Here is a 12,511-nt window from a genome sequence, read left to right as displayed (position 1 = left end):
TCATCGGTCGCCCCGCCTAGCAGCCCTGTGGACGGCGTTCCGCCGGGCCTCGAAGGCGCGTTCAGCGACGTACAGCGCGAGCAGGTGCGGCGCGATGGGATCATCGAGCCCCCAGCGGCCCGTGATCCCATCCCCGGCCCACGCTCCGCCGGCGCGGTGAAGGCGGCCGAGCTCGTTGTACAGCGGCGTGATCCCGTGCGGCGAGCGTGAGAAGCGGTCTGGGCGGGTGGCGAACACGCCCGCGGGCCCGGTACGCCGAACGATTCGGGTGAGCAGGTCGGCGTGAGTCGGAAGACGCTTGGTCGGTACGTCAGATGGCATGCCGTCGGCGGGACCTTCGGACAGGCACACCACTATCCCGCTGCCGACGAGGTCGATCAGCAGGAAACGGCCCGTAAACGTCGCCGAGCCGGCGGCCGTTGCCCCACGTCCGTGTGCGAGCAGCATGTCGGCCAGGTCGCGATCTGTTGGGAGGACTGTCGAGGCGTCGACACCAGCAATCCTGGTCAGCGACGTGACCGCCCGGTGGGCGTCCCTTGCCGCGTTCAACGGACCGGATGCGCTCCGGCCGAGCACGATGAGCGGCCGCCTCTGCCGGACGACGAGTCGACGCAGGTCGGAGTCCGGCTCAGCGGCCCAGGCCGCGGCACCGCGAGGCTGTGCCGTGATGACCGTCGCGTGAGGCGAGCGGGCTGACTGCCTGGGGGACCGGCCGGACGACTGGGTCGACTGACTGGGAGTTGAGTTGGGAGTCGGGGTGGGTGTGCTGGTCATGAGTGCTCCTTCGAGCGGCTGCGTCGCGGCGGGTGCGCAACGGACTTGGAGGGGTGGTGGGTAGGAGTGGATCGGGGCGTACCACCGCGATGTGTGCGGAATGCGCCGGTTGGCGCACCCCAGACCCCGGCTGAGCAGACTTGCAGCGAGTCCGAGTGGCGCAAGCGGGACTTGGCGCTGCCAGTTGCGCGCTACGAAGATCCGGAGGAACGGCGTCGACCGGGAGACCGACGCGTCACGCCACGCTGGTCGAGGTACTCGTACGCGACGTGGGTGGCGATGCCCAGTCGGTCGAACAGCTCCTTGACCATCTCTCCGCACTCGTAGGAGCGCACAAGGTCCTCGCGCTCCTCCTCGGACAGGTCCGCGATGGAGCGTCGCCGACCCAGCAGGTCGATGGCGCGTACACCCCTGTTGTTGAGGCCTCGCGGAGTCGGGTTGAAGTCGTCCGGAAGCGCAAGCGCGACGCCGGCTTCGAGGAGCAGTTCGACGCCGGACAGGTACTGGTCGTACTGCGACGGCCAGGTGACGCCGGACTCGTCGCGGCGGCACGACTTGTCCAAACACAGGTAGCCCGCGACCTCGCGGATGCGGGTCGGGACGCACCAGATGCCGCCACAGAACGCGCACGGCACGATGGCCGGCCACTGGCCCCACGAGAAGGTCCAGCGGTGGATCTGTCCAGACTTTTCCGAGGCAGAGTAGAGACCCTTCACGGCAGTCGTGTTCGCATGACTCGACGGGCGGACCCGCGGCAGCTCTCCCGCGAGGATCGCGGCGTTTCGGATCGTCGCGACGGTGGCGCTGCTGCCCGTGGGTCGCAGCCAACCGCCGTCATCCGCGACGAGAGCTCGCATGCGCTCGACCAGTTTTCGCGTCGCCTCGAGCCCACCGAACCCGTCGACGAGGTCGCTGTCGGCGAGCAGGTCGTCGACGGTGACGACATCGGCCGCCTCCTCCCCCGGCACGGGCTCCGGAAACTCGATCGCCGACCACAGTCGCACCAGTTCGGGTTCGTTCGCCGCCAGACACTTCAGGCGCTTCTGCGGAACCCCGGCGAGCGCTGCCAGGTCACGCTGCGCCTGAGCAAGCCTGCCGCCGGCGAACCGCATCACCTCACCGGCCCGCAACAGCCGCATCAGGCCGACCAGTCCGTTGCTGGCGTACCCCTCGTTCGGGTCGAAGCGTCCGCTGAACGGCACGCGCCACAGCCCCCGCTCGAGGCGCTCATCGTCGATCACCAGCTCGCCGGACCAGGCGACCGGGGCATTGCGGCGCTCGTCTTCGGCCTCGAAGGCGAGGTTGCGTACGGCTCGGTGGAGGGCGTCGCGGACGCCCACCTGGTACTCACCGCGCAGGAAGGCGACGATCTTGTCCAGGTCCGAGGAGTCGGCCCCGACGTGCTGGCGTGCGAGAACGAGCTCCACCTCGAGCGCGCGCAGTTCGACCGCCAGCGCTGACTCCTCACTCGCGAGGACCGCGTCGCGCTTCTTGATCTCATCGAGCAGCGCCTGGGAGCAGGAGTCATCGAGCATCCGGTCAACCATCTTCGTCCGCTGGGCCGCCAACGCGGCCTGCCTGGTGGAGATCTGGTCCCGCCGCTCCTGCGCCGCGGTTGATCGCCGGGAGGCGTGCTCCATGGAGAAGCTGGACAGCACGTTGCCGTCAGCTTGCCGCAGCGCCTCCACGATCGAACCGTTCAGCGCTTCCTCGGCAACGAAGTAGTTGCGTTCCAGCGCGGTCCGGTCCTCGCGCTCGATGCCCCAGTCGACACCGCGGCCTCGCACGCGCATCGATGTGCCCTTGCGGTCGCGGCCCTGCAGTTGCGCCGCGACCCCACCGAAGGTCACCTCGAGTCCCTGCCAGCCAGACCTCGCCCACCGACTCGGACGAATGCGTCCCAGCCTCGCGGCACGCTGCGCCTCATAGGCGCGGATCCGCGCGAAGTCCTCCGGGCGTGCCCACGGGCCATCAAGAGGAAAGCAGTCGCTGATGTCCTTCGACTGTTCCCCCAGCCGAACCGACAAGACGCCCGTCTCATAGAACGACAGGTTCGACCTCATGATGCGGGCCCAGTTGCTCGCACGCATGCTCAGTGCCGAGCCGTACTCGACCAGCTCGGAGTTGTAGGTGGCCGCCGGGCCGTACCGCCGCCTGATCATCTCGGAGCTCATACCCGCCTCAGCGAGCTCGACGAACATGTCGATGGGATCGGTGCCGTCCACGCCCCACCGAGACAGCACGGCGCGCACGAGGGCCACCTGGTCGGCCCGCTGGCCCGCCCGGTCCACTACCTGGGGCAGGCCCACCACCTGGTCGGCAGGCGGGTAGTTCGACGGCGTGTCGATCGCCATGAACGCCTTGTTGGTCGCGATCTCCCGGAAGCGCATCGTCCCTACAGGTGCCGCCTGCGGGATAGCCATCAGCACCCGCCCGTCCTCCATCCGGTCCCCCGTCAGCCGCATCTGAGACATCGACGTCTTACGACGCATCACCGTCGCCTCCGTCGCACCGAAAGACGCCATCATTGCCAGCATCATCGACGTGTGCGGCTGGTCGAAGTCCCAGCGGCCGATGTGACCGTCCCCGGCCCACATCCCATGGATGCCGTTCATGTGGTCGAGCCGGTCGTACAACTTCACGTGGCCGTGCTTCGTGCGGCAGTAGCGATCCGTGCGCTTGAAGAACATCCCAGCGATCACCGGCGAGATCTCGCGTGCATACCGTTCCAGCGCAGCAGTGTGCGGCTGCTCCAACTCTTCAGAGACCATCGCACCGGTGCCCGTCGAGATGGTCAACACGATTCCGCTGTCGCCCAGCTCGACGAGGATGAACCTGTTCACGAACTGGAGGCCGTCCGGCGTGGTGTGCACCTGGGAACGAGCCTGCGTTCGAAGCAGGTGTGCCAGGTCATCGATCGACGGAAGCAGGTGACGGATCTCCATCCCCGTCACGTCGGCGAGGCGCTCCGCAGCCTCATGGGTGTCCGTCGCAGCGCTCCGGTAACCAGACCGGCCCGACGAGGTGCTTGAGCGACCGCCCACAAGGAATGGCCGCCTCTGAACCTCCACCATGTCGTGGAGGTCCTTGTCGTGACCGGGAAGCCACTTGATCGTCCCAGTCGTGTCTGTGCGGACGTAGCCGCTCACTGAAAGCTCCACCGGAAGGTAGATGGATCGTGACACTTTATGAATCCTAACGCTTCAACCTGGTGCCGAGACGACACAAGAGGCCGCGCATCCGACGGCGTACTTGTGACACTTGGCCTGACCTTTTGACGGTGTGCGGGGCTCGAGAAACCTGATCCCGGGCCCGATCGACGAACGCGATTCCTCGCCCTCGCAGGAGCCCGTCACTCCGGATGACGGGGCAGCCCGACCCCGTGTTGCTGTGAGGTGCATCTGGATTTCGTCTACTCGCCCGATTCGAAGTCGAGAACGATGTGCTCTGGGTCGCCTTGGGCGTCCCAGTCGATGCGAAGCACCGGGGCGTCGCGGTTCGTGTCGCCGCTGCTCCCGTCGTCGGGGTAGCTGGACGTGCGGGTTCTTCTGTTCGCGGTCATGGTGGTTCTGTGCCGCGTGGCTTCACTCAGGTGGCCAAGCGATGCGGTGAGCCGTCGAACCGGCTGTCCCACGAGCGCAGTCTTGGGCCGAGTCGCAGCTGGTAACGGTGAGGCCAGCAGCGTGAACTCCTGAAGGGGCCTGACGCACACTTGGTGTGTCAGGCGACACGATCGGGTCGTCGCAGCATTTCTAGCCCGCGAGCTGCCCTGCCGTGAGCGAACCTCTCCGTGTCCGTGACGCCGGGGAGCCGACACAAGTCTTGCCCGGCACGGACGACGCCGGCGGAGCCCCTATTCACCGCAAGGGCCACGGCAGATCCTGAGGTCAAGGAAGGTCGGGAGAGCTCCACGCCTGGCGACAGTCGCGTAGTCCACTCCTACTCCGGACCGGGGTTCACGCGTCGTCGTTTGGGATTTCGTCGATGGGACGACCGTAGACGTGCTGGATTGGAACGTAGATGGCAGAGCCGTCCGCGCGACGCTCTTTCAGGCGAACGACCAGTCCGAGCCGTCGCAGCACCTCGAGTTCCGCCTGGAGTTCGTTGGTCGCGCAGCTGGCGCACAGTTTGTAGTTCATACTTCCTCTGTGCCACGTCGACTCCATCGCGAGTCGAGCCGTGCTCGACGCGTCACCCTCTAAAGCGTGCTGGCTGCGTGCTGGGACGACCTGAAAGCGCTGTGCGCAACGTACCTGTGGCACCGGGCTTGACTGTCTGAGGTGTGCGGGCCCGAGAAGACTGACCTCGGAGCTTCTCAACGGTGCCTGTCCGCCTACTTGCCGAGGTGATTGACCCCCGATGACGGGTAGCCCGTCGCCGTACTGCCCGTGCTTGCGCTTGGAGACCACTCCAAGCCGCCCCACCAGTTCAACTTGTCCGGAACCCGCGCGGCTAGCCACCGAGAGCGCGAATGCCAGGCGGCATCAGTGACATGTCCGAGCTGAACGGCATCACGGTGAATAGCCGGCTGACGTCGGTGATGCTGACCTGCTGTTCGACGAGCTCGGGAACCGAGCTGTCCGGCGGCCAGATGCGTGACAGGCCGACGTCGGCGGCCGCCGCATCGAGACGTTTTAGGTGATCAGGTCCTGAGCTGTGGGTCCTGCCGACAACCAGCAACGCGACCTTGCCGAGGCCGATCGCCTCCGAGGCGTTTACCGGGCCCAACCGGAACGAGAGACCGACAGGCTCCCCAGCGGGATCGAGGACAACTCGCGAGTCCCCCACGAGTGCGAGAGCAAACTGCGATCTGGCCTCCCCTGACGCCTCGACGTACTCGGACACCAGGGCGGCGTAGACCCGCACCCCTTTCGGACCACCTCCGCGCACGCCGTCAAAGCGCTCGAGCAGGAGGGCCCTGGACGCCGAGGCGCCGAGCACACCCGAGCCCCGTGCTAGCCCGAGCAGCAGCGTGACCCAGACGGCCCAGTCCGCCAGCAGAACCAGGGTCTTCGGGTCTCTCGGCTCTCCGTGCTCGATGAGATCCATGACCTCTGCGCGACCGTGAAGCGCGCTCGTGGCCTGGTTGTGCCGGTTGCACAGCACAGTTCGATACTGCGCGAGGTCGTCGCGGTCGGGGTCGATACCGAACCTCTTCCACAGGGTCTGCGGGATGATGTGCTCGACGGTCAGGCCCTCGCTGGTGCCGCACAGAAGGCAGGCGTCATCGGGCGGCGTCGTCGTCCTATTGCTGGTCAAGGCGTTACCTCCTCACGCGCGGGCACTGCTGCGTTGCGCTTCGCCCCGGAAGTCACTGTTCGGACGCGTGCTGTCGCACGAATGCAGCGACCTCTGCGTCGGCTCCAATGCCGTCCCACCATCCGCCGTAGAGGTGCGACTGACGTATCGCCACATCGAGGACCGTGACCATCGAGTTGGCGATCACCTGGTCACTCGCGTCGGGGAATGCGACTGCTCGAACATGGGACTCCGTCGCAATATGCCTGAGCGTTGGGTGGGAGCGCCACTGGTGGAACGCGGAACAACTGGGGTAGAAGGCCGCCGACATGCTGTCGTCGCCCTTGCGCGCTGCGACAGCCAAGATGCACCACCACAGGTCGAACTCGCACAACGAGTTCAGCAGCCAGTCGTCATGGGTCAACTCCTCTTCGCGAGGGAGGTCAGTGCCAGCCGGGTAGTCCGGCCGCAGGTGAGGCGCGCCGGACACGAGAGCGCGCGCGAGGGAGATTGCCTGTCCGCCTCTGTCCTGTCCTTGAGGGCCGTTGAGCAGGTTCGCACGTGAGGCCATGGTCAAGGCATGCCGGAACCAGGAAGTCCACACGTAACCGCCTTCATCGATCGCTCGGTTCGCGAGGTCAGGCAGCAGGTCCCATGAGCCGCGGCGCACCGCGAGCGATCCGATACCCAGGCCTCGGATGAAGACGTCGAGGTAGTGCTGGGCACGGTCGCGGTCGCCGCCCAAATTGCCGACGCGACTTGGCGACAGGAGCCGTGCTTTGTAGGCACGCTCGAGCGCAACGATGGCCAGCCGGAATGTGTCGTGCTGGTCGTAGAGCACGGCCTGGCAGGCAATGGCCGCGATCTGGTCGAGCGCACGCAGTCGGTCGTCTCGCTGACCCGTGTCACCTGCACCGGCTCGGATTGCAGCCTCGTTGAGGAACTCCTGCACACGAACCGTGGAACCCGACTCGAAGAGCGTAATAAGCGCCTCCGTCAGCGTCTGGTCATCCATTCCCGGGTCTAGAGGGACGACGAGCGCAGCGCCCGGCCCACTACCTCGAAAACCTTCGACGACGCGACGAACGAGCTCGTCGGCGTCTCTGCGCGCCTCCGCCTTGATCCGCTCACGGTAGCGCGCCAGGAGCTGGTTCCAATGCGAGTACCGAAGGCGGACGTTCGAGGTGCCTTCGCGGATGAGGACTTCACCCTCCGAGAACACGGTGACGGACTTGCCGTCACCCTTCATGTACTGACCGATGATGCTGACCGGCACCGGCAAACCGTCGGGATTGGGCCCGACGTAGATAAGGACGACGTCTCGACCCTCGACGACGTGGTGCTGACTGATGATGTTCACAGGGGCGTCCACGAACCTAGCGACCTTCTGCCTCAGGTCGGCGGAGTCGAACTGATCGACGGCGATCGCAGCCTGGTCGTGGGCCGGCGCCCCTTTGTCGTTGACTCCAACGACGATGTAGCCGCCCGCCGGGAGGTTGCCCAGAGAGATCGCGTCCTTCGCGAACTCCAAGGAGTCCTTCGACGCACGCCCACTCAAGTCCAGCGTCGACTTGAAGTCGAGAGCTGTCTCTTCTGCGCCCGCGGTGAGGAGCTCCAGCAGCTTCTCCTCGTCGGTGCGGCCGTCAACCACGATCATCAGCATCCCCCTGTCACGACGGACCCTAGATGCTGCGGTAGATGCGGTCGGTCGGTCGCCGCCGCCCAGCGCGGTGTCATGCGCGCTGCCGAGGCGCGGGAACAACTCGGAAAGAACACGGGTCCACAAGACGACCCCCATCGAGTGGTCATGACATCCCTGTGCCTGGTGGACGCGACCGAGTGGCGACAGCAGTGCTCAGCGCAAAAGCATGTCCGGGCCGTCCTTGGGCTGCGCTCGGGCTCCTCACCCGGCGCGCACGAGCCCGAACCAGCCGATTTCGCGCGTGAAGAGGCGTTGGGGCGCCGTCCTTGCAGCGAAATAGGGCCGATTGACACCCTTGATGGCCTCATTTTGCGGGTTCACCACCGCCTCACCACCCATTTTCCGCGCAGGTGGCGAACCCGAAAGGGCCTCTGACCTGCACAAACGGTGTCTCCAAGGGCGAAAGCTGGCACTTTCGCCAGTTTGGCACTCGGGGGGAGGACACATATAGGGCCTCGGTACATATATGAAGAACACTAGGGAGGACCCCATATGAGTACTACTACTACTAGAAAGTAGTAGAAGTCTTCTACACACACCCTTTATACGGCTCTGACCTGCGGTTTTGCGTTTGCCACTTACTGCCGCCGAAAGTGGCAAAGTGGCAAGAACGTGATGACTGAGCGTGGCGCGATGTGCCCGAAAAGGCCAATCTTGGCACTTCCACGGTTGCGGAAGTGGCGAAAAGTTGGTCCGTGGGCTGGTGAAGCCGACGCCCCGGACTGCGGGCGGCGACGCCTGGTCCATGGGTGCTACGCAAGGCATTGACCCCTCGCGACTGGCATGGTGCTGACGAAAGCGTGGCCGATCGCTTCGAGGTCGTCAGACCTCTCCGACCACGCCGCGAGTTCCTCGCGGGAGACCCTGTGGTCGCTCCGCTCGGCAATCGACGCGTAGCGTCCTGGACACCACGTAGCCTCGGGCCGACGGCGAGTTCGCGGTTGGGCTTTAGCCATCCGCAACAGGGCACGGGACCAAACATGACTCAACAGCAACCACCCTTCTGCAACGCAGAGCAGTTCAGGGCAGAGCCCTCGGGTCCGGGCATCTGGACGCCGCGACGACGGCAGCTCCATGACGCGTTGCGGTTGCGCGGCGACGAAACCGTCGCCGACCTGTACCGACGCGCGATCGACGTGTTCGGGGAAGAGCCGCTCACCACCGGAGCTTTGATGATCGGCTCGCACTGCATTCGCGAGATGGTCAACCGTCTTCCGCGCGTCCTCGGCGAGGTGAAGGTGCACGGCCAACGTGGAGACGGAGGGTCCGAGCGGCTGCTTGAGCGCGCATTGGAGGCCTACGACGAGGACCCCACGAGCGCGGCGACCGCGCACCTGGCTGATGCTGCGCGCGCGCTCATCCAGAGTCGGCGCGATGCTTCGGAGCGTTCGGCACGCATGCGTGCGGCCCTTGTGGTGGGCGACAACGACCCCGGCGGCAGCAGATCGACGCTCGCGGCGGTCCGAGGTGCGGTCGCTTGGTTCGAGAAGTTCCGCCATCCCCAGAATCGGGACCTGTCCAGGTGGCCGACGAGTTCCACCGGTGAAGTCATTGAGCACCTTGAAGTGATCGAGCAGGCACTCTACGGACGCTTGGGCCGCTTCTTTGACGTCCTCGCTGACGTGAGCGACCTGCTGGTCTCCGCGAACGCCAAGGTTGACGACGAGTGGGTCGCTCCCACGCCCGAGACAGTCCGAGGCGTGCTGCCACGGCTCGCAGACCCTCAGCATCGGCGGGCTTTCTACATCGGTCTGCACAACCCGCGCTGGCTGCCCGAACTCGACGCTCAGCACGCATTCTCCGATCCGCCGCTTCGTCGCGACGACACGGACGGGTCCTCGACATACCAGGCATGGCCGCAAGGGGACTACCTGCGCAAGATCGCCGCGGAGGTCCCCGTCGAGGCGGCCCAGGTCTTGGCACGAGTGTTCCGCAAAGACGTCGCATGGAGCGTCCATGAACTGGTGGTGGCGACCGCGGGCGAGGCGCCGCGCGAGGCCGCGGCCATCCTGGCGAACGCGGTCACCAGTTGTGTCACGAGCGGATTCGCTTCGCGTTTCGTCGGCGTCGACGCGATCCGAGTGGTCGAGACGCTGGCCCCGGGTAGCAGGTCCCAGCGACGCAAGGCGAAGTTGATCGCGGATAGCCTGCTGCAACCGTTCCGGGACCCGGACGGGCCGTCCCGCCCGCTGCTGGGCCGCTTCACCGTTGTCGCAAACGTCGACGAGCACGACTACGAGGACGCTGTACGCCGCGTCGTTGGGGCTTTCGACGGCGACCTCGGCATCTTCAACAGCCTGACGCGGTGGTTGGCCGCCGAACAGCGCCTCTCGGGGACGTTCGACCCCGACGGCTACGACGCCAGCCACATCCGCCGGCCATCGATCGCCAACCCGCGACATCACATGCAGTTCGACACGGTGAGCGACACCCTCATCGACGCCGTACGCGACTGCGCCGCGAACTTAGCGCCCAGGGTCGGCCTGCCCTCAGTGCTCCACACGCTGCGTGCCCAATATGCGCCGATATTCGTGCGCATCGAGCTGCACTGCCTGGCCCACGAGATCCAGCACGCCCGCAAACAAGGACAGCGCCCGAGCGCGGACGTCATGCTCGAAGCCGCCCGTCGTCTCACCGCTCCCGAGCTGGCCGAGAGCGGCAACTGTCAGCGCGAACTGGACGAGCTCGCCGCGGCGGCGCTGCCCCTTCTCGACGACGTCAACTATGCGCGGTGGGAGAGCACCGTGCTCGGCGAACCTGACTTCGACGAGGCGACCAGGTTGCGGATCGCCTCCTTCTCACCCCCCAACCTGACTCCCGACGATGCTGTCGCGGACTTCGTCGAACGGCAGCGACTCCACCGCCTGGCCGCCGTGGGCCGCGAAGCGCTGCGCGGGCACGCCCTGAGGATGCTCGACGAGCTCGTGGCAAAGCACGGAGCAGTTCCGACTACGGACTCCTCGGGTGAGTGGCGCGAAGATCGCGAGGATGACTTCGGCTTCCACGACATGGCGCCGCGGCAAGTGGTCTCCGAGGTGGCGCGACTGATCGATGACACTCTCGCGGACAGTGGCGGCGACGTCCCTCGTCGCCACGATCGCCTCGGGCGCGCCCTCGGACAAGCTGTCACACGCAACCCGACGGCGTTCTCAACCCTGGCGCACGAAGTCCTGCGCCTCGACGCTCTTGCCGTCGGCTATTACCTCTCGGGCCTCGCAGATGCGCTGCGCGAGGCCGATGCGGGCGAAGTGCCGGACGACCACCAGCCCGACCCGGAAGTTGACGAGCAAGTCGCCGAGGAAAACGACGAGGAAGCAGATCGGGAGCTCAGCGGAGCAAGAGGACCGGATGTGGGCGGGGCGGGGGAAGCGGCGCGGTCCGGGACCAACACGTTCCGTAGCCTGGTGGACTGGACTAGCGTACTGGACGCGCTGCTCGCGCTGGTCGCGGCGCACTCCAGCTTGAATCGTGGAGGCCAGCCGCAGTCCGTGGTCGAGGCCCGACAGATGCGGTCGAACCGTAAGGATCTGTGTCGACTTCTCACAGCAGGCGCCGCGAAGGACATCCCTGCTGAGCAGATTGGGCCCGCGATTGCGCTTGCTGCGGCGATGGCTTCAGACCCGGACCCGACGACCAGCCCGGACGAGGCTGTTCATCCTCACGCTGTGCACGACCCGTTGTCGTACTCGGTCGAGACCGTCCGATCCACTGCGACGAACGCTGTGTTTGTTCTCGTTGCCGCCCATGTCAGGCGCAGATACGGTCCTGCTGGATCCACGCCCGAGGCTGACCTGGCCCGGGACCCGATCGTGTGCGACGCTCTGGCGGCTCTCGAGCGGCGTCTGGCCCCGCACCGTGATCCCAGCATCGCGGTCGCGGTGGTTTTCGGCGAGCACGCAGGGTGGCTGCTCAGGCACCTTCCCGCGTGGTTCGCCCAGCGGAACTCGATGCTGGCGACACCCGACGCGTTCGGCGAAGCATTCATCGCCGCGGCCTTGACCAGCCACTACCCCAACCTGGGAGTGCTCGAAACGGTGCAGCCGGGCTGGTCGGCTCTGCTCGGTCTTCGCGGGTCGGCCGAGCCTCCCCAAGATCGGCGGCAGGACCGGTCACTCGCGCAGCTGTTCGGCGACCGGGTCCTGAAGGTGTACCTGTGGGGACACATCGAGCTCCACGACCCCATGCTCGTGGAGTACCACCACCGGGCTCCCATCGCTGAGCGCGCAGCGGTCCTCAGCGAACTCGGATGGGAGATGGTCCGCGCTGACTCCATCGAGCCCGCCATCATGGAACGGGCGATGGCCTTGTGGGACAGCCGACGTGGCGCGGCTGAGGACGGCGACGGCGACCTGGCCGAGCTGGCAGGCTTCGAATCCTGGGTCAGGTGCGGCTTCTTCCCGCACTCGTGGTGGCTACCCCGTCTCATCGTGCTGGCCCGCGCGGTCGACATCGAGGGCCTGCACTTCGTAGGCGACCAGCTTGCTGCCGCGGCAGCAACAGCCGAGCACCTTCCTGAGGCGCTGGAAGCGCTCGACCTGCTGGTGCGTCAGTGCAACGCCCGGACAGGGGGGATCACCTACCAGCTGAGGAAAGCCGCCCATCAGATCCTCGAGCAAGCGCTTCGCTCCCCCGACCCGCTCATGCGGCGTAAAGGAGACGACCTGCTCAATTTCATGGGCAGGAACAGCGGCATCTTTATTGACCCAGAGCTGACGCGTCTCGCGGAGGCGGCGCTGCCATAGAGCCGCAGCGGCTCTGAGGAGCGCGCATCGGACACACGGTCTGTTAAGGAATCGG

6 protein-coding genes are annotated in these 12,511 nt (G+C 66.2%); 1 reads left to right on the top strand and 5 read right to left on the bottom strand.

Annotated elements, in window-relative coordinates:
• The 5 genes from Q1B24_RS12725 to Q1B24_RS12705 all read right to left on the bottom strand — a co-directional run bounded on the left by Q1B24_RS12725 (window position 1) and on the right by Q1B24_RS12705 (window position 7,669).
• Complete coding sequence (locus Q1B24_RS12725; RefSeq protein ID WP_299928949.1) at window positions 1-447, bottom strand: hypothetical protein; 447 nt, start codon at window positions 445-447, stop codon at window positions 1-3.
• A 518-nt stretch (window positions 448-965) separates the two neighbouring features.
• Window positions 966-3,959: a hypothetical protein gene (locus tag Q1B24_RS12720; RefSeq protein ID WP_299928947.1), complete on the bottom strand. Its 2,994-nt coding sequence runs from the start codon at window positions 3,957-3,959 to the stop codon at window positions 966-968.
• Between the two features lie 771 nt (window positions 3,960-4,730).
• Window positions 4,731-4,913 carry a hypothetical protein gene (locus Q1B24_RS12715; RefSeq protein WP_299928945.1) on the bottom strand — a complete coding sequence of 61 codons (183 nt, stop codon included), beginning with the start codon at window positions 4,911-4,913 and terminating at the stop codon, window positions 4,731-4,733.
• A 313-nt stretch (window positions 4,914-5,226) separates the two neighbouring features.
• Window positions 5,227-6,033 carry a hypothetical protein gene (locus Q1B24_RS12710; RefSeq protein WP_299928936.1) on the bottom strand — a complete coding sequence of 269 codons (807 nt, stop codon included), beginning with the start codon at window positions 6,031-6,033 and terminating at the stop codon, window positions 5,227-5,229.
• A 52-nt stretch (window positions 6,034-6,085) separates the two neighbouring features.
• Window positions 6,086-7,669 (bottom strand): ATP-binding protein, encoded by a 1,584-nt coding sequence (locus Q1B24_RS12705; protein WP_299928933.1) that lies wholly within the window; start codon window positions 7,667-7,669, stop codon window positions 6,086-6,088.
• 1,133 nt (window positions 7,670-8,802) lie between these two features.
• On the opposite strand from Q1B24_RS12705, the gene Q1B24_RS12700 reads away from it, so the two are divergent.
• Window positions 8,803-12,456, top strand: coding sequence for a hypothetical protein (locus Q1B24_RS12700; protein ID WP_299928929.1), 3,654 nt, complete (start codon window positions 8,803-8,805; stop codon window positions 12,454-12,456).
• Window positions 12,457-12,511 lie beyond the last annotated feature (55 nt).

Source organism: uncultured Nocardioides sp., from assembly GCF_947488025.1.
Classification (GTDB): domain Bacteria; phylum Actinomycetota; class Actinomycetes; order Propionibacteriales; family Nocardioidaceae; genus Nocardioides.
Note: the sequence above shows the minus strand (reverse complement) of the source record. Positions and strands in the feature narration are given on the sequence as shown.

Excerpts from the sequence above, each read along its gene's own strand:
- Q1B24_RS12715 (WP_299928945.1), bottom strand. The coding sequence starts at position 4,913 with ATGAACTACAAACTGTGCGCCAGCTGCGCGACCAACGAACTCCAGGCG.
- Q1B24_RS12705 (WP_299928933.1), bottom strand. The coding sequence starts at position 7,669 with ATGATCGTGGTTGACGGCCGCACCGACGAGGAGAAGCTGCTGGAGCTC.
- Q1B24_RS12725 (WP_299928949.1), bottom strand. The coding sequence starts at position 447 with ATGCTGCTCGCACACGGACGTGGGGCAACGGCCGCCGGCTCGGCGACG.